The 18,444-nt window shown below is 33.4% G+C and carries 15 protein-coding genes; 13 read left to right on the plus strand and 2 right to left on the minus strand.

The features are described from left to right. Positions 1–7 precede the first annotated feature (7 nt). The 5 genes from arsB to IGJ42_RS03760 all read left to right on the plus strand — a co-directional run bounded on the left by arsB (position 8) and on the right by IGJ42_RS03760 (position 4,748). Complete coding sequence (arsB, locus tag IGJ42_RS03740) at positions 8–1,087, plus strand: ACR3 family arsenite efflux transporter (protein WP_429961075.1); 1,080 nt, start codon at positions 8–10, stop codon at positions 1,085–1,087. Between the two features lie 17 nt (positions 1,088–1,104). Beyond that, positions 1,105–2,787, plus strand: a complete 1,683-nt coding sequence (locus IGJ42_RS03745; protein WP_429961076.1) for an FAD-dependent oxidoreductase — start codon at positions 1,105–1,107, stop codon at positions 2,785–2,787. Between the two features lie 3 nt (positions 2,788–2,790). After that, complete coding sequence (locus IGJ42_RS03750; RefSeq protein WP_429961077.1) at positions 2,791–2,949, plus strand: hypothetical protein; 159 nt, start codon at positions 2,791–2,793, stop codon at positions 2,947–2,949. A gap of 103 nt (positions 2,950–3,052) precedes the next feature. Then, positions 3,053–3,985, plus strand: a complete 933-nt coding sequence (locus IGJ42_RS03755) for an ABC transporter ATP-binding protein (RefSeq protein ID WP_429961078.1) — start codon at positions 3,053–3,055, stop codon at positions 3,983–3,985. Continuing rightward, positions 3,978–4,748 carry an ABC transporter permease gene (locus IGJ42_RS03760; protein ID WP_429961079.1) on the plus strand — a complete coding sequence of 257 codons (771 nt, stop codon included), beginning with the start codon at positions 3,978–3,980 and terminating at the stop codon, positions 4,746–4,748. The genes IGJ42_RS03755 and IGJ42_RS03760 overlap by 8 nt, the downstream gene beginning before the upstream one ends. A gap of 924 nt (positions 4,749–5,672) precedes the next feature. Here the strand turns inward: IGJ42_RS03760 and IGJ42_RS03765 are convergent. Together IGJ42_RS03765 and IGJ42_RS03770 are read right to left on the minus strand one after the other, a co-directional pair. Further along, positions 5,673–7,445: an oleate hydratase gene (locus tag IGJ42_RS03765; protein ID WP_429961080.1), complete on the minus strand. Its 1,773-nt coding sequence runs from the start codon at positions 7,443–7,445 to the stop codon at positions 5,673–5,675. A gap of 45 nt (positions 7,446–7,490) precedes the next feature. Continuing rightward, positions 7,491–9,263: an oleate hydratase gene (locus tag IGJ42_RS03770; RefSeq protein ID WP_429961081.1), complete on the minus strand. Its 1,773-nt coding sequence runs from the start codon at positions 9,261–9,263 to the stop codon at positions 7,491–7,493. A 1,194-nt stretch (positions 9,264–10,457) separates the two neighbouring features. Between IGJ42_RS03770 and IGJ42_RS03775 the strand changes: the two genes are divergently transcribed. From IGJ42_RS03775 to IGJ42_RS03810, 8 genes are all read left to right on the plus strand, one after another. Further along, positions 10,458–10,811 carry a DUF805 domain-containing protein gene (locus IGJ42_RS03775; RefSeq protein WP_429961625.1) on the plus strand — a complete coding sequence of 118 codons (354 nt, stop codon included), beginning with the start codon at positions 10,458–10,460 and terminating at the stop codon, positions 10,809–10,811. Between the two features lie 16 nt (positions 10,812–10,827). Next, positions 10,828–11,070, plus strand: coding sequence for a hypothetical protein (locus IGJ42_RS03780; RefSeq protein WP_429961082.1), 243 nt, complete (start codon positions 10,828–10,830; stop codon positions 11,068–11,070). 15 nt (positions 11,071–11,085) lie between these two features. Continuing rightward, on the plus strand, positions 11,086–11,337 hold the full coding sequence (locus tag IGJ42_RS03785; RefSeq protein ID WP_429961083.1) for a hypothetical protein: 252 nt from the start codon (positions 11,086–11,088) through the stop codon (positions 11,335–11,337). 1,326 nt (positions 11,338–12,663) lie between these two features. Continuing rightward, positions 12,664–12,825 carry a hypothetical protein gene (locus IGJ42_RS03790; RefSeq protein WP_176324028.1) on the plus strand — a complete coding sequence of 54 codons (162 nt, stop codon included), beginning with the start codon at positions 12,664–12,666 and terminating at the stop codon, positions 12,823–12,825. 233 nt (positions 12,826–13,058) lie between these two features. Then, entirely contained in the window at positions 13,059–13,556 is a 498-nt protein-coding gene (locus IGJ42_RS03795; protein ID WP_429961084.1) for a hypothetical protein, read from the plus strand. A gap of 247 nt (positions 13,557–13,803) precedes the next feature. Continuing rightward, positions 13,804–15,216 (plus strand): amino acid permease, encoded by a 1,413-nt coding sequence (locus tag IGJ42_RS03800; RefSeq protein WP_429961085.1) that lies wholly within the window; start codon positions 13,804–13,806, stop codon positions 15,214–15,216. Next, positions 15,216–17,714 carry a YhgE/Pip family protein gene (locus IGJ42_RS03805; protein ID WP_429961086.1) on the plus strand — a complete coding sequence of 833 codons (2,499 nt, stop codon included), beginning with the start codon at positions 15,216–15,218 and terminating at the stop codon, positions 17,712–17,714. Before IGJ42_RS03800 ends, IGJ42_RS03805 begins: the two co-directional genes overlap by 1 nt. Then, entirely contained in the window at positions 17,707–18,267 is a 561-nt protein-coding gene (locus tag IGJ42_RS03810; RefSeq protein WP_429961087.1) for a DUF308 domain-containing protein, read from the plus strand. Before IGJ42_RS03805 ends, IGJ42_RS03810 begins: the two co-directional genes overlap by 8 nt. Positions 18,268–18,444 lie beyond the last annotated feature (177 nt).

Below are 18,444 nucleotides of genomic sequence, written 5' to 3' on the forward strand. Positions count from 1 at the left end.
AAGAAAAATGAAACCAAAAGGTAAAACTGAAGGGTTAGGATTTTTTGAAAAGTATTTAACTCTATGGGTAATCTTGTGCATGATTGTCGGTGTGTTGATCGGACAATTTGCACCAACTATTCCTGATACATTAAGTCAATTTGAGTATTTTCAGGTTTCAATTCCAACGGCTATTTTAATATGGTTGATGATTTATCCTATGATGTTAAAAATTGATTTTACTAGTATTGTTCGTGCTGCTAAAAAACCTAAGGGTTTGATCATCACATGCGTTACTAATTGGCTTATTAAACCGTTTACGATGTATGGCATTTCAGCACTCTTTTTTTATGTGATTTTCCAACAATTGATACCAATAGAACTAGCAAAAGAATACGTCGCTGGTGCGGTTATTCTAGGAGCTGCACCATGTACAGCGATGGTTTTTGTGTGGAGCTACCTAACAAAAGGTGACTCTGCCTATACTTTGGTTCAAGTCGCAATCAACGATTTAATTATCCTAGTATTATTTGCACCTATTGTTGCTTTCTTGTTAGGTGTTGATAATGTAAGTGTCCCCTTAGCTACTTTATTACTGTCTACTGTTCTTTTTGTAGTTGTTCCATTGTTTTTAGGCTTCATTACTCGAGTGTTGATCATAAAAAAAAGAGGGTTAACCTATTTTGAAAATATATTCTTAAAGAAATTTGATTCAGTGACGATTATTGGGTTATTACTAACTTTGATCATTATCTTCTCCTTCCAAGGTGAAAGAATCATTGCTAATCCATTGCATATTTTATTGATTGCAATTCCTTTGACGATTCAAACGGTTTTAATATTTACAATTGCTTATAGTTGGGCAAGATTTTGGAAGTTGCCACATAATATTGCTTCACCCGCCGGAATGATAGGAGCAAGTAACTTTTTTGAATTAGCAGTAGCGGTATCAATATCACTCTTTGGATTACAGTCAGGAGCAACTTTAGCAACAGTCGTAGGTGTACTTGTGGAAGTGCCGGTTATGTTACTTTTAGTTAAGGTTTCTAATAAAACAAAAGACTGGTTCATAAATCCGGAATCTTTGAGTGAAATCAAGAACATATAAAGGATAGGTGTGGAGAAATGAAAATCATCATTATTGGATCTGTCGCTGCTGGAACAAGTGTCGCTGCAAAAGCAAGAAGGAATACTGAAGATGCAGAGATTGTTTTGTATGATAAAGATATAGATGTGTCTTACGCAGTTTGTGGGATTCCATATGCAGTGGGTGGAGAAGTGGAAAACTTTGATGAACTGACGCCTCGTGATGCTGAATGGTTTAAAAAAAGGTACAACGTAGATATTCATACCTCTCATGAAATAACTCAGGTTGACTATGATAAAAAATTGGTTCACGGAATCAATCTAATTACAGAAAAAACATTTACGAATAACTTTGATGTTTTAGTGTTTGCCACAGGATCGGTTTATAATACCCCAGAAATATTTGTTAATAGACATTTTGAGAATGTTTTTCAGGTGAAAAACATTTCGAGTGGGAAAAGTATCAAGAAGTTTGTAGATGAAAACGAGCCAAAAAAAGCTGTTGTCATCGGCGCTGGATATATTGGTTTAGAAATGGCCGAGCAGTTGCAAAGATTAGGTCTTGAGGTCTCGTTACTTCAACGAAGTAAATATCCCATGTCCCATTTAGACTGGGACATGTCTTCAAGAATCATTAATGAAATGAAAAGGAAAAACATTACCTTTTTCCCTGAAGAAACCATCAGAAAAGTTAACAGTGATGGTCGTCTGAAGTCTATTGAAACGGCTAAAGGAACTATCTTTACGGCAGATATTTTTGTATTAGCTACTGGAGTAAAGCCGAACACCGCATTAGCAAAATCCATGGGAATTAAATTAGGAATTACCGGAGCTATAGAAGTAAACGATAAGTTAGAAACCAATCTTCCAAATGTTTATGCTGTGGGTGATGTAGCAGAAAGTTTTGATCGCATAACTAGGCGACCTATTTATCGACCTTTAGCTTCAACAGCCAATAAAATGGGAAGGATCGCAGGAGATGTTATTACCGGTGGCGATCTACGACATAAGGGAATCTTAGGAACTGGTATTTTACGATTCTTTGATATTACAATCGCTCAAACTGGTCTCACAGAAAAAGATGCTTTAGCAAATGATATAGCCATTACTACTTTATATAATATTAAACCTAATAAGCCGGACTATATGAATGGTAAAGAAATGGTGATCAAAGCGATCGCAAATAAAGAAAACGGGAAGATACTTGGGGCACAAATCATTGGTTATGATGGTGTAGATAAGCGTATCGATGTGCTTGCTACTGCTATTTCATTTGGCGCAACTGCTGAAGATTTATTCCACCTAGATCTAGCATACGCTCCACCTTTTTCTACAACAAAAGATCCTATTCATTATACCGGGATGGCTTTGAACAACGATGTAAATAATAACACACCGCTAATGACTCCTATAGAGCTACTAAGAAGAATTGAAAACGGTGAACAATTACAAATTATTGATACCAGATCAAGAAAACAGTTTGAAACTTCAAGAGTTATAGGAGCAATTCACATAACTTTAGCTGAGTTAAGAGACCGATATGAAGAGTTGGATAAAGAATGTGTGACCGTAACTTACTGTAATAAAGGAGTTACTGGAAATGCAGCTCAAAATATTCTACTGAAAAAAGGTTTCAGACAAGTCTACAATTTATCTGGAGGAAACAAAAATTATCAGGAAATTCTTAAAGATACAAGATTAAATGAGGAAGAGGCGCAATAACTTATGACAGAAGAAAAGCGAACCGCCGCACGTATTGTTGGTGTTATATTTGCTTTTGCGGTTGCTAAACTTTTAAATTTTCCCATTCGATTCGGTGTATTTTTAAATATCCTTATTCTGATTTTTGTCTTATATATAGTCGCTAAAAAAAGAGCGAAGTAAATTCAAAAATTCATAAAGTCATGTGACCTTCTTGGTTGCATGATTTTATTTCGGTCAATAGAAGATAGCATGTTACTTAGAGCAAGAAAGCGAGGATTGATTAATGTCTTATGCATTAGAAATTAAGAATTTAAAAAAGACTTATGCTACAGGTGTAGAGGCTTTGAAAGGGATTGATTTAACAGTGGATGAAGGAGATTTTTATGCACTCCTGGGACCAAACGGAGCGGGTAAATCCACGACTATTGGAATTATTACTTCATTAGTAAATAAGACTTCGGGAAAGGTAAAAATATTTGGCTATGACATTGATACAGATTTAGTAAGAGCCAAACAGAAAATTGGACTTGTCCCTCAGGAATTCAATTTCAATCCCTTCGAGACAGTCCAACAAATCGTTGTCAATCAAGCAGGCTACTATGGGGTTTCACGAAAAGAAGCACTGAGTAGAGCTGAAAAGTATTTAAAACAATCAAACTTATGGGAAAAAAGAAATGTGCGAGCACGTATGCTATCCGGAGGAATGAAAAGAAGATTAATGATAGCACGAGCATTAATGCATGAACCTAATTTACTTATCTTAGATGAGCCGACTGCAGGAGTAGATATAGAGTTGCGACGTGATATGTGGAACTTCTTAAGGGAGTTGAATCATCAAGGAACAACAATCATTCTTACCACACATTATTTAGAAGAAGCAGAGCTTCTTTGTCGAAACATCGGGATTATTCAATCAGGTGAGTTGATCGAGAACACTAGTATGAAAAGTATCCTTTCAAAGCTGCAATACGAAACCTTTATTTTTGACTTAGAATCCAGTGAGAATAAACCAGAAATTTTGGGTTATGAATACTATTTTGAAGATGATACGACATTAGTAGTCGTCGTGCAGCGTGATCAAGGTGTAAACAATATTTTTAAACAATTGAGTGATCAAGAAGTGAAAGTTTTGTCCCTAAGGAATAAGTCTAATCGATTAGAAGAATTGTTCTTGAAAATAACAGAAGAAAAAACATTGGAGGAGAATCATGTTTAATCTTTACTACACAGCATTGAAAAGCTTAGCAATAAAAGAGACAAATAGGTATCTTCGAATTTGGGTACAAACACTGGTACCACCTGTTATTACAACTTCTTTGTACTTTATTATTTTTGGGAAAATGATTGGGGGCCGTATTGGTGATATGGGCGGCTTTTCATATATGGAATTTATTGTACCAGGTTTAATAATGATGTCAGCAATTACAAGTTCATATGCAAATGTATCATCTTCCTTTTTCTCACAAAAATTCCAGAAAAATATTGAGGAACTATTAGTTGCTCCTGTACCTACACATATTATCATCTGGGGGTTTGTAGTGGGGGGACTTGGAAGGAGTATCCTGGTCGGGTCTTTAGTCACGTTGATATCATTGTTCTTTGTTCCGCTACATGTCCATTCTTGGCTTATTGTGATCGTCACATTATTAATGACGGCAATCTTATTCTCACTTGCAGGTCTAATCAATGGGGTTTTCGCTCAATCTTATGATGACGTCTCGATTGTCCCAACCTTTGTCTTACAGCCTCTTACATATTTGGGCGGTGTTTTTTATGCGATATCAATGCTGCCTCCTTTTTGGCAGGCTGTTTCTAAAATCAACCCCATAGTATATATGATCTCCGGATTTAGATATGGATTCTTAGGAACGACGGATGTTCCAATTGCTATTTCATTGTCACTTCTTATTGGATTTATCATTGTCCTTTATGGAATTTGTTATTACCTGGTGAATAAGGGAATTGGATTGAGAAGTTAATTTCATATATATCTAAAAAAATTAAAATGGATTGTTCAAAGGTAAAATACTTCGAACAATCCATTTTGGTATAAAAGTTATGGACAATTTTTAGCTGTTTCAAAATATGTAATAAAAAAGGTGTCAGAAACTTAAAAGTTACTGACACCTTTTTTAGTGCAGAAAAATCGACATTAAGTTATGAATTTTTTTGTCTAAGTAGATAATCAAAATCAAACAATTTTACGAAGAGTAGAGGAAACTACCTAGAGAGAAATTTATAGCAAATACATAAGTCCTATTAAAAGATGAAAATAATAAATTAAAGCTTAGAGGCATGGATTGAAAGGACATAAGACTTCCAAACTATGTTTCGTAAAGAGAATTTTTTAGATAATTCAATTATGGAGAATTTCTTTAGCCTATTAAAGTATAAAATTTATGACGGAAGAGATTCTCATTGATGTGAGAAATTGATATCTAACTTGATTACTACAATTACAATCATATGGAGGGAAACTAAGCTGTCAGAGTCCGGTATAATATAGATAAGATGTATTAAAAGCTTCCTCAAATCATCAATAAAAGCATACAAAAATGGAGTGGATTTCTCCACTCCGAAAAAGTTAAACTTTTTACAATCGTATAAATTTTCTTTAGGAAAAATATTAAGTGATATGATTCTTAGGATTTTCTTCAACAATATTAGATGACAAAGAGCCTAATTGTTAAGTTGTCAATATTTTTACATCCTAATTATATTGTTAATGTCTTAATTTTGATAAAAATGAATTGTTTCGTCTTTGTTTAAAAAATCCTTGGCTGTCTCAACTATGTCCTAAGAGAATACGAATGACTTACTTTTATTATTGTTTGGGGAAGATACGTGCAATAATGCATCAATTGCGTAGTAAATTCATTCTTTTTTAATTGTAAGAAGTCGATTTAAATCAGATTTGCATTCTCTAATAGCTCTTCTATATAACTTCCTCTAACCTTCTTCAACGCTTCTTTTTCAATAAGGTGATCAATTAAAGGCATATTCACTTCATTTAGTCCTTTTTGATCATTTAGATAGTAAAGGGTTTCTAAAATAGTCCTGACATCAAAAGAGGAGGCAAATACTTCTGGAACACCACGATCAATCTCTAACAATGTATAAACGGCTTCCATAGCTGTTCTAACCGAATACTCTGTTGTAAAAACAGTATCCCGATCCGTTTCTGCAAAATTACCTATAAAGGCTAAATTTTGTGAACCTTTTGGTACAACTAACGGACGATCTCCCACAGCTCTTGGCATAAAGTAAGAAGTGATATATGGCATATGGCTTGGTATCGTATTCGCAGAATTTGTAGCAATATCATGAATTTCAGAGATTGGAACACCAATATGATATAGCCATTCTTCGCATAATTCAATACCTGTACATTCTGTAATTTTTTTCTTCACAAAATCGCCTTTTTTGTCAGAAAATAGACCGTAGACCCAAACAACTGTTTCATTTGGATTTTGAGCTTTATAAACAGGTTGTCGACTAATAGAATAGCCATAAAACCAGCTTGAATCTTTGATTGTAACAGGTCCACTTGTTACAATTGATCCACTACGAGGATCTTTTTTACTAATATTTTCAATATACGGTAATACACGATCATCTTTTAATGTAATTGTTCCTGAAATCACCCAGTTTTCTTTTGGAATGTTATCACAAAATTTTTCTGGTTTACCAAAGTCTGAATCTTGTCTGGCTAAAGCTTTCCATAATGCCCAAGAAGCTCCTAGTTCGTGATTGGGATCAGCAGGCTTGTGGTTGCTTCCGTACGTAGTACTTTCTGTAATAGAACCGTTCGTTACAAAGATCAGGTCATTCTCTGTCAAAGAGATGGTTTTTTCAATTCCATCGACCACTAACTCTAATGAAGTGGCAATTTTTTTGTCTTCATCTTTTTTTACAATTACGTTTTTAACCGCTGTGTTATATTGGAAATGAACATGATGTTCTTCTAAATAATGAATCAGTGGTTTTACCAATGATTCATATTGATTATACTTAGTAAATCTTAATGATGACATATCAGCCAATGCTCCTACGTGGTGTACAAACCTTAATAAATATCGCCGCATTTCCATCGCTGAAGCCCAAGGCTCAAAAGCAAACATTGATGCCCAATATAACCAAAAATTTGATTCAAAAAACTCTGGACTAAATATGTCATTTATCTTTGTATCATTCAATTCTTCCTCTGTCATTAAAACTAAGGATAAAATTTCTCTAATATCTTGTTTGGACAGTTTAAGTTGTCCATCTGTAGCCATTCTTATTCCATTATTTTCAATTATACGAGCATGAGAGAAACTTGGATCTTCTTTTGCTAGCCAGAAAAATTCATCTAAAACTGTAGCATTTTTGGTATCTAAAGAAGGGATTGAACGGAATAAATCCCACAATGTTTCGAAATGTTCTTCCATTTCTCGACCACCACGCATAACAAAACCATTTTCGGGTTGTAGTGCGGCATCGAGGCTCCCACCGGGTAAGGATAACTCTTCTAAAATATGAATATTCTTACCTGGCATCTGTCCATCACGAATCAAAAATACAGCAGCTGCTAACGATGCTAAACCAGATCCGATTAAATATGCTGATTTATCTTCAACACCTTTTGGTTTCTTAGGATGTGCAAATGCATGATAGTTCCCATTAGAATAATACATATTAACTTCCTCCTTAATCAATTTGATTAATTTTTTAAAACTTTTCTAAAGTAATTTTGATTCTTGCAGTAATTCTTCTAAGAAAGTTCCTTTTATTTTTTTCAGCTCATGTTTTTCGATTAATTTGGCTAATAATGGAACTTTCACCTCTTTTATTCCTTTTCTATCATTCAGGTAGTAAAAGGCTTTAAGTAACATTCTTATGTCATAAGATGACGCAAAGACTTCGGGAACACCACGATCAATATCTAACAGTGTATAAACAGCTTCCATCGCAGTTCGGACGGAATACTCTGTTGTAAAAACAGTATCTCTTTCAGTCTCAGCAAAGTTACCAATAAAGGCTAAGTTTTTAGATCCTTTAGGTATAACCAATGGTCGGTCACCATTTGCTCTAGGCATAAAGTAAGATGTTATATATGGCATATAACAAGGTACAGTGTTGCAAGAATTTAGTGCTAAATTCTTAATTTTACTTACTGGTACACCCATTTGGTACAACCACTCCTGTGCAATTTCATTTCCTGTACATTCTGTAATTGATTTTTTAATATAATTACCTGGTTTGTTAGATAGTAGCGCATAAACCCAAACGACTAATTGATCCTTTGGCTGACTCTTGAAATGTGGCTGTCTGTTCAGTGTGTAACTTAACTTCCAATTTGAATCCTTTACATGGACGATTCCACCGGTCACTACTTTTCCTGCATATGGATCTCTTTTACTTATTTTTTCAATGTAAGGAGCAATTTTTTTATCTAGTGTTGTAATTGTCGCGGAAACAAACCAGCTTTCTGGAGGTAAGTTATCACAAAATTTCTCTGGACGTCCGAATGATGGATCCTGATCAGCTAGTCTCTTCCATAGTGTCCAGCTTCCACCTAAATCATGTGTTGGAGGCGCTGGCGTATCATTATTACCATATGTTGAACTTTCTGTAATAGATCCATTAGTTACAAAGACTAAATCATTTTTACTTAGTTCAATCGTTTGTTTTTCGTCTTCGTTTGTTAAGATTATGCTTTGTGCTACTTTTTCATTATTTTTTGTGTCAATGATTATATTTTCTACTTTTGTATTATATAGGAAATGCACTCCATGATTTTTCAGATAAGAAAGTAGTGGTAAAACAAGCGACTCATATTGATTGTACTTAGTAAATTTCAATGATGAAAAATCTGCTAGTGCATCGATGTGATGAACAAAGCGCATTAAGTATCTACGCATTTCCATCGCTGAATGCCATTTTTCAAAGGCAAACATTGTACTCCAATAAGCCCAAAAGTTTGATTCAAAAAAATCTTTCGAAAATACATCTGAGATTTTTTTATCTTGTAATTGATTTTCTTTCATTAAGCAAAGAGCAAAAATTTCCTTAGTTGCCTTTTCGCTTAAAGTTAAATTACCATCACTTGGAAAGCGTTCTCCCTTTTTGTAAATAAGTCTACAGTGTGATGAATTAGGATCTTCTTTATTTAACCAATAAAATTCATCTAAAACAGATGCACCTTCTACCTCTAAAGATGGAATTGAGCGGTATAGATCCCATAAACATTCAAAATGACTCTCCATCTCTCTACCGCCTCTAGTAACAAATCCATACTCTTGCTTGTACATTCCATCTAAAGAACCTCCTGTAATTGGTAGTTCTTCAATGATATGAATTTTTTCACCTTTCACTTGACCATCTCTGATTAAAAATGCAGCTGCAGAAAGTGAAGCTAATCCGGAGCCAATCAAATATGCTGAAATTTCATCTGCGTTATTAGGTTTTTTTGGTTTAGCAAAGGCTTCATAATTTCCATTACTTCTATACATAAGTATACCTCCTTTTTTTATGACTTCATTTTAATGAAATCAAATAGGTATAAGATGCGATTTCTGTCGCATTATCCGACAGCCAATAGTTGATACGCTAAAAGGAAGTAAAGTATAACTGTAAAAATTATTCTTTCTTATAAACAAAAATTTGATTCGTTTTAGGGGGGGCAATACGAGAAATATTCTTATTTGATGTTGAATAATTTAGTAACTAAATGAACAGGAAACACTGGTTTATCTATACTTCTTAGAATAAATGACTTAATTCTTAAGGTTCTGTACTAATAAGGAATGGACGCTTTCTCAGAAGTAAAAATTTTCTTAAAGAAGATAATTAGAAAAATAATCTTTTAAACAGGGTTACGATACTACGAATCATTCTGCTCTTTTAAGAAAAGCGATAAACTAACTTACCATACGAGTCACTTGAAGATGTCTTATCATCGATGTTGTAAAATTCTTTAATAAAAAACTTTTGATATGAGATAAGGTAAACTGAATAATTTTCGTTTTTAGAAAATTAAGTGAATTTTTTTGTGTTGGACAGTTTAAGATTGATTTAGTAGCAAAATGAATCACAAAATTCTGTATAGTTTTATCCGAATAATATTTATAGAGCATTTTTTTGTATCAAGTTAGCTTTTGCTCTGGTTAGGAATAAATCCTTATAAGATAAAAAGAAGGATTTAAATTTTTATCTGTAAGTATTGATTTTATTAGTCATATTTTTTCAACTTTAAAGCTACAAATATAACTAATCAGCATATTTAAAGGATTTTTTCGCTAAAGCTACTTTTTCGTCCTGTTGAAACATGGGTTTTTGTTTAAAGGTATTGCGAGCGGAAGTGAATAAAGGCATGAATAAAAATGGGGGTGAACAATCAATTCTGATTCTATACCTCTACAAACTTAAGATCCTTTTTGAAAAATTTATTTTAAAAGAAATTTATCATAGAAAGCTTTTATGGATAAAAAAATCGGCGAATAATTGGACAATACTTTGTTATTACGAATAAAAAAAAGGGTTAATCTAGAGTTATGAAAGAAAAATATTAAACAAAAAAGGCGGTGAGATATGATCATTAACCAAGTATAATTTTTGAACAAAGCAGAAAAAAGTTTTAGTAATAGGAAATATAGCAAAAAGAAAGAAGATGAAAAATGACCCCTTTATTAGAATTTTGGAAGGACATGTTGAAGTGGAATTATACTGCAACTAGAAAACAATATTGGATCCCAACAATCGTTTATAGCGTACTATACAACTTATTGTTCTACAGTACAGGGATTACATTAACAGGATTTTCTTATATTACATTTGATAGCACTAACATATTTGTGATCAGTATAGGTATTCTATTGTTTATTGCACAATTCACGTTGACAGTTAGACGTCTACATGATATCAATCGATCCGCTGCATGGTTATTAATTGGTTTGCTACCGGTGATTGGGTGGATCGTCTTGATCGTTATGCTTTGCCAACCGACGAAAAGACATCAAAAAAGAGAATTTGAAAAATATATGAATCAGTCATTAAAGTGAAAAGGGAGAGCAATGGATGACAAATTACACAGAAAAAGAAAAGTACGTTATAAAAAAAATTCAAAAAACTATCATCAAATTAGATAATAACTTTGACAAAATTGATTACTTATCTAAAGGTCAACAAAAACATACGTTGAAAAAATCTTTCGCTGAAAAAGAAGCACTACATGAAATTCGTCACATTCTTAATGAAGCAGATCACTATAAAACATACGAAGTAAATGAATTAGTACAATCAATTAGTTACGTCAATTAAAAGGGTGATATATATATGAAAAATTACGAAAAAAGGGACAAGAATGTAGTAGAGAATATTATAAAAACAATGAAAAAATTAGATTACGAATTAGCAAAATTGAATACCTTAGAACAAGATAAAAAGAAGCATGCTTTAAAGAGATGGTTCATTGAGAAAAGAGCATTACATGAGATCAAGCATATCTTACATGAAGCCAATCTTTATGAAACATATGATGAAAAAGAAATGGTTGATTTCGAAGATTATATTAATGAACTAATGTAGATGAAGAAAGCGCTCTATTTCAACAGGCATAGAGCAAGTTAGCAAATTGGTCGAAAATATCCTTCACTGAATCAATGAGCTCGATCAAAAAAAGTGAAAATAGATACCATCGAGCAAGATACTATAAATATTTTTTCAGCAAAACGGTTGTTGAGAAAAAGATATTTTAATTTTTCAAGCACATTCTACATGAAATTAATCGCATAAATTTTAGGATGAAACAATATCTGACTTTGATGTATGCGTAAGATATTTATATTGAAAGGTAGATGAAACATTTGATGAATAATCTAGTAAAAACGAGTATTGGTTTAGGTGTTGTCGCATTAGGAATTTTTTATGCAGGAAAAAAAACAGGAATCTTGCAAAATGAGTCCCAATCTTATGACAAACATAATACTAAATGTAGGCGAAAATAAAGGAGTGAGAACCATAAAAAAAGCAAAATAGTCAGAGTTTATGCGTCAGTAAGGAAGCAACTATTTACTTTAATCAAGAAAAAATGGAAAGGACCAGATATTCATTTTTTTCATTGGAAAATCAAGTATCAAACGATGAAGCACTTAATCTTTCAATGACATATGATTATCAAGCAATATTATCAAATAGTAAATAACAAAGAAAATATTGCTTGTGATTGACGAATGCTTAATTATCGCGTATTTGTTTACGGATCCGTAAACAAGGATATTGAATGCGTTAAATTCAATTATCTCATCAAAGATAATTCATCAATCAGTTAAATAGATTCGACAGTTTCGGTTGTTAGTCAAGATTAACTTTATTTCACTAATATTAAACCAAATGAAATTGTTATCTGCGGGTACATCGTATACTAACTTAGGATTGGGTAATTTTTTCAAACAAACTTAAATTAAAGTGAATGAAAAAAAGTAACCTAGAAATCAATTGAATATATAGGAAAAATATAACTAAGATTAATTGATATTAGAAAAACGGAGTAGAGGTCATAGTAAGTATTTAAAATATTGTATCAGTTCATATGATTTATGCATCTGCATATTTAACAATTCAACCAAACTGAATGCAATCAAGTAGTTCTAAAACATTAAAAAGATTTGCATTTAATAGATGATTTGTAGAGCAAACTTAACGAACTATCTTTACTAACAATGTGTTATCCACTCAAGTGAAAACGGAGCATTCGATTTTTCGTATGTACGGATGTCTCAAGTATTTGAGATACCTCGTTTTAATAATATCAAGATGTACTTAAAAACATTCAAGAGAATGTTTGCTTAATAGGAAAAAAATCATGCACTGCTTGAAAGGAGTCAAGCAGATGTAAAAAAGGAAGTAAACTAAATGAAATTTAAAACAAATGATCTAGAATATCGTGTAACATTCAATATAGATAAAAATCAATTTATAGTGTACCTAGCGTCAAATGAAATGGTTCAAGTAAGAGCAACAACAATTGAAGAAGCCATTTCTAAATTAGAACAAAAAAGTTTTCTGCTTACTTAACTAAGAAATTAATGATTATAGAGAGTTACATGTACTAACATGAAAAAATATTCTTTAACTAAAGAACAATGGATCTAGGAGAAATCTATTCCTTAAATATCTACAATAAAATTTCTATAGATGGCTGTAAAAAATTTTAAGTGCCAAAAACATTAAACCATTGCCATCAGACATGTAAAGCAGTTAAAGAATACAGACAGTTGAATACAGTTACAAGGAAAGAGGAAAATAATATGAAAAAAATAGCATTAGTAACATTTTCGGATTCAGCAACTACTTATGAAGCCTTCTCACAAATGAAAAATATTAATAACAGTAATACCTTATATATCAAACAAGCCGCAGTAATTGAAAAAAATAAAGTAGGTACAGATATTACAATCAAAGATAGTGTTGACTACGTAAGTGGTAATCGTGTGGTCAAAGGGAGTTTAATCGGCATGTTGGTAGGTATACTTGCGGGGCCTCTAGGTGTTCTCTGTGGTTGGATTGTTGGAGATATTGCAGGTATGAGTACTAATTATTTGAAAAATAAAAAAACAATCACAGTTTTTGATAAAATCGCTGGTGAATTGAAAGAAAATCAAGTTGGATTATTGATATATATTGATGAAACGGACGAGACATTATTAAATACAATGATTGTCGAAAAGTACAACGGTTCAATTGAACGCTTTGACTATGAGGAAGTTCAAGAAGATATAAAAACTGCACAAAATCATTTAGATTAATTTTGATACTGATTAAATAGAATATTCTTGTCAAAAAGAGATCAGTTTTGTGCTGATCTTTTTGTTTTTAAAGTATTGTTCGAATAGTTCTCTCACTTCTACAATTCTTTTTATTGTTCAAGTAATGGAGTTTTTGTATGGTTTGTCTTTTATTTCGACAATAATCGCATAACATTACTTCCTGTTCATTAGTAAACTAAAAAAGAAATAAAATAAAAATAGAAATGGATGAAAGGAATTTAAATACATGAAAAAAAACAGTATGTCAAATTTTTCGTTTTTTGCAATGACAGCTTCATTATTTGTTACTGTATATGAGTATCCTACGTTTGCAGTTGTGGGTAAAGCATTGGTTTTTTATTTATTACTCTGTGGATTCTTCTGGTTTTTACCAGTGTCCTTGTGCTCAGCAGAGCTTGCCACAATTGAGGGTTATCAAGAAGGAGGCATTTATAGTTGGGTTGGAAAACCACTTGGAGAGAAATACGGGTTTGCAGCGCTTTTCTTTCAATGGTTCCAAGTCACAGTTGGTTTTGTTACAATGATTTATTTTATTGTGGGTACGTTATCGTACGTTTTGGAAATACCCGCAATGAATAATGATCCAGTGTTTAAATTTGTCTCAGTTGTCGGTATTTTTTGGATTTTGACATTCTTGCAATTACGGGGGACCGAAACAACTGCTAAAATGGCGAAATTAGGGTTCTCAGTCGGAATCATTCTCCCGGTACTCGTATTGTTTGGATATACTGTTGCATACTTTAAACAAGGACATGCTGTTTCGTCTCACTTTACACATTCGTCCTTCTTACCTAACAAAGGAAATATTGGAGCGTTGACCTCATTTGTCTTAGCGTATATGGGTGTAGAAGCTTCAGCAACTCACTTTTCGGACTTAAAAGATGGCAAAAAGAATTATCCAAAACTTTTGATGGTTTTAGTCATCGTTGGGATCATGATGAGCACGATTGGTGGCTGTGTCGTTTCAACGGTTTTAACAGGAAAAATATCTGCTAATCAAGGGGTTATAGATACGGCGACGCAATTGATGTCTCCAGGGCATGTCGGATTGTTAGTTAAAATTATAGGCTTTCTAACTTCATTCGGCATATTAGCACAAGTTAGTTCTTGGATTGTGAGTCCAACTGAAGGATTACAATTTGCAGCAAGTAAGCATTTGCTTCCGAAAAAGTTGGCTCAAAAAAATGCAAATAACGTACCAGTTAGAATTTTGATGATTCAAGGACTTATAGTAACAGTATGGGCTGCATTACTTACTTTTGGATCTAAGGAATCAGGTGGAAATGTTGGTTTTCAGACAGCTATTTCTTTAACAGTATTGATTTACTTAAGCGCCTATATTTTGTTCTTCGTAGCTTATTTCGTACTTTTATTTAAACATAAATCGCTTAACCGAGAATTCCAAATTCCTGGTGGTCAGTGGACTAAGGGAATCGTAGCGGGTTGCGGCCTATTGATTTCGATTGCTGCAGTTTGCACAGCATTCATTGTTCCTTCAACGGTACCAAAGGGTAAAAGTAGTTTATATCTTGTTAGTTTAATAGTTGGATTTGTAGTGACACTTGCTTGTCCATTTATTTTTTATCAGTGTTATAGCAAACGTCACAAGGAAGAACAAATATCAAGGGGTAGCGCATAATGAAGATGGCATTAAAAGAATTCAAAAATTTATTAAATAATAAAATCTTATTAATATCAGTTATTGCAATAACGTTTATTCCCATTATATATACCTCGGTTTTTGATAAATCGTTGTGGGATCCGTATGGAGGAATTAAAGATTTTCCTATTGCTTTAGTCAACGAAGACGAATCTGTTGAAATGTTGGGACAAAAAGTCAATGTTGGTGAGCAGGTTATTGATAATATTAAAAAAAACAAAGATGTCGATTGGCATATAGTAGATTCAAAAGAAGCTGCAGAAGGCATGAAAGATATGAAGTACTATACTATTGTGACAATACCAAAAGATTTTTCGCAATCAGCAGTTAGCATTATGGATAACGAACCAAAGAAAATGGAACTTATCTACACAACGAATGGTTCATACAATTATATCGGACAAGAAATCTCAGAGGTTGTTGCCAATGCATTGGAGATCAAAATTCGAAATCAAGTAGTAGAAGCATATGCTAGTGCTGTCGATCAGATAGCAAGCAAAATGATTGGGGCTATTAGTGAAGCTGCTTCTGGAGCAAATGAGCTATCTTCAGGTACAGGGCAACTTGAAACAGGGATAGATCAGTACACGAATGGTGTTTCACAAGCAGATATAGGTGCCAGTAAATTAGCTTCGGGTACTGAACAGTTGGAATCAGCGGTTGGACCTTTGGCCAGCGGTGTCGACAAATTAGCGAACGGATCACAAGAACTTAGTTCAGCTTTAAACAAAGTCGAAGCAGGGATTCAAGCTAATCAAAACCGTATCAATCTATTAGATAGTGGACTCTCAAATTTATCAACAGCTGCACAAGATATGGCTGATGCTCTAGAAAATTTTGAAAATCATTTGAGTGAAGAAACGAGAATCAAGCTGAATGAACAGATTGAACGCGCACAAAATCAATTAGCAGAGTTAATTACAAATACAACGGCTTTAAATCAAGCTTCTATTGATGCCAATGAAATAGAACAACAAAATTCTGCGATTTCATCTAAATTACAGGTCATTGCTGGAGATCTAGGAACGGCTAACCAAAAAATCACCAGCCAGATTAAAGATTTGATTCAAACTAATCAGGAATTATCGGAAGAAGCGAAAAATAGTTTAATTAGTAACATTAGCGGTATTGTGGATCAAAATTTAACTAACTTAAATCAATCTATCACCGCTCATATAAATGAAATTAATGGAAACTTGGATGCTTTGTCAACAATTACAGCACAATTGGCACTACAAGCAAGTGAAATGAGTCAAGTGGCTAGTAGTATGTCAAAAAATACAGCAAATGTTCAAGATACTTTATCAGCTATAAAAATTGGAAGTCAGCAGTTAGATGAAGCTATGGGGATTGTTCCTAAGGCTGAAGGTGCACAACAAATTATTGCCCAGTTAAATCAGCTGAGCCAGATGCTGAATACAGCTGCTGAGGATATTCCATTAATGGAGTCAGCAGTACAACAACTTTCTTCTGGTAGTTCACAGTTAACTGATGGATTGGGTGAACTTAATAGTAAAATCCCAAGCTTGAGTAGTGGTGTCGAACAGTTGTATAACGGTAGCGAACAATTAGATGCTGGATTGAACGAATTGAACAGCAAGTCACCAGAATTAGTTTCTGGTATTAAAAAACTTCAAGCTGGTGCAGCAGAATTAGCAAGTGGATTAGACGAAGGGGTCGACAAGGCGGACAGTGTGAAAATTACTCATAAAACTATCAACCAGTTTGTAGATCCAGTATCCCTAGATAATGATCTTTACACTAAAGTAGACAACTATGGCGAAGCTTTAGCACCTTACATTATGTCATTGGCATTGTTTGTAGGATGTATGCTATTCAATTTTGTGTATCCAGTCAGAAAATCTTCTATGGATGGTCAAAGTAGTGGAGCGTGGTGGTTAAGTAAAGCAAGTTTGGGATTTGTAGTTTCATCCATGATGGCTATTATCCAAGTAACAATTATGCTGCTCTTAGGGCTACCAGCATATAGTATTCCAGCTTTATACGTTACAGCGCTCATTACTGCTTGGGCTTATATGGCGATTGTGATGTTTTTAGCAGTTACATTTGATAATCCTGGTCGATTTGTAGCAATGATTTTGTTGGTCTTGCAACTTGGCGGCGCAGCAGGGACTTTTCCAATCGAAACGCAAGGAAAATTTTTCCAGATCATTCATCCATTTTTACCAATGACTTATTCTTTATACGCTTTTAGAAATGCAATTGCCAGCGGAATAAGCCACCAATTGCTTATTAAATGTTTTACAATATTAGTTTCATTGATAGTTTTATTTCTTATCTTTTTACGTGTGTCTATGGCTATATTGCAAAAAAAACATTTACGAGATGTTTCCTTATTAAATGATAATCAAAAAATGTTAGCCTTAGAGACAGATGACAAAGAACGTTTAGCAGAACAAATTAAAATAACAAAGAAAAAAGATAAAGTATATGAGAAGGAGATACATCATGAATAATAAAAAAAGTTTTATAAAATCTTATCGCTTCCTACAATTGTTGACTGGAATCATTTACTTGATTATGGCGGTATTAGCCATGAGGTATTCAAAGGAAAGCGTTATTGCTTCTATTCAATTAGTCGGCGTATTTTCATTAATCAAAGGATGTTTTGAACTGATGAATCATCAAAAAATTGCACAAAGAACTAAACGCAAACAATATTCAGCACTTGTGATAGGCTTTGTGGATTGTATCATTGGATTGATCTTGGTAGTGAATACAACGCTAGATGTTAGTTCATTATCAATACTTTTTGGATTTTGGTTTATCTGCGATTCAGTATTGTCCTTCTTCATGTTGGACTTGGCTAAACTGATTGCAATGCCGTATTACTACTTTTCACTGATTGTCGATTTGATTGGCTGTCTAATAGGTTTATTGCTTCTTATTGGTGGTGATACATTGATTATTGCAGTACCGACATTGATAGGCAATTACTTCCTGCTTTTTGGAATGGCCAAAATCATAGGTGGGATCATCAATAAAGATGATTTGCACAGTGTGAAGTAGTTTCTTCCAGTTAATAAGGTCTTGAACGCCCATGACGGATATAGTCATGGGCTCTTATTTTGAAATCAAGTAGGGGAAATAACCAATGTACATACTTAAGCCGTTAGTAGAGAAATTCTGAGTATAAAAGTATTAAAATTGGCGCAATAAACGACAACATCTAAACAATCATACCAA

It is taken from the genome of Enterococcus sp. DIV1067f (assembly GCF_050543505.1).
GTDB lineage: Bacteria > Bacillota > Bacilli > Lactobacillales > Enterococcaceae > Enterococcus_D > Enterococcus_D entomosocium.

Bases quoted from the DNA above. Each gene is read 5' to 3' on its own strand.
- arsB (WP_429961075.1), top strand. From the start codon at position 8: ATGAAACCAAAAGGTAAAACTGAAGGGTTAGGATTTTTTGAAAAGTAT.
- IGJ42_RS03745 (WP_429961076.1), top strand. From the start codon at position 1,105: ATGAAAATCATCATTATTGGATCTGTCGCTGCTGGAACAAGTGTCGCT.
- IGJ42_RS03750 (WP_429961077.1), top strand. From the start codon at position 2,791: ATGACAGAAGAAAAGCGAACCGCCGCACGTATTGTTGGTGTTATATTT.
- IGJ42_RS03755 (WP_429961078.1), top strand. From the start codon at position 3,053: ATGTCTTATGCATTAGAAATTAAGAATTTAAAAAAGACTTATGCTACA.
- IGJ42_RS03760 (WP_429961079.1), top strand. From the start codon at position 3,978: ATGTTTAATCTTTACTACACAGCATTGAAAAGCTTAGCAATAAAAGAG.
- IGJ42_RS03765 (WP_429961080.1), bottom strand. From the start codon at position 7,445: ATGTATTATTCTAATGGGAACTATCATGCATTTGCACATCCTAAGAAA.
- IGJ42_RS03770 (WP_429961081.1), bottom strand. From the start codon at position 9,263: ATGTATAGAAGTAATGGAAATTATGAAGCCTTTGCTAAACCAAAAAAA.
- IGJ42_RS03775 (WP_429961625.1), top strand. From the start codon at position 10,458: ATGTTGAAGTGGAATTATACTGCAACTAGAAAACAATATTGGATCCCA.
- IGJ42_RS03780 (WP_429961082.1), top strand. From the start codon at position 10,828: ATGACAAATTACACAGAAAAAGAAAAGTACGTTATAAAAAAAATTCAA.
- IGJ42_RS03785 (WP_429961083.1), top strand. From the start codon at position 11,086: ATGAAAAATTACGAAAAAAGGGACAAGAATGTAGTAGAGAATATTATA.
- IGJ42_RS03790 (WP_176324028.1), top strand. From the start codon at position 12,664: ATGAAATTTAAAACAAATGATCTAGAATATCGTGTAACATTCAATATA.
- IGJ42_RS03795 (WP_429961084.1), top strand. From the start codon at position 13,059: ATGAAAAAAATAGCATTAGTAACATTTTCGGATTCAGCAACTACTTAT.
- IGJ42_RS03800 (WP_429961085.1), top strand. From the start codon at position 13,804: ATGAAAAAAAACAGTATGTCAAATTTTTCGTTTTTTGCAATGACAGCT.
- IGJ42_RS03805 (WP_429961086.1), top strand. From the start codon at position 15,216: ATGAAGATGGCATTAAAAGAATTCAAAAATTTATTAAATAATAAAATC.
- IGJ42_RS03810 (WP_429961087.1), top strand. From the start codon at position 17,707: ATGAATAATAAAAAAAGTTTTATAAAATCTTATCGCTTCCTACAATTG.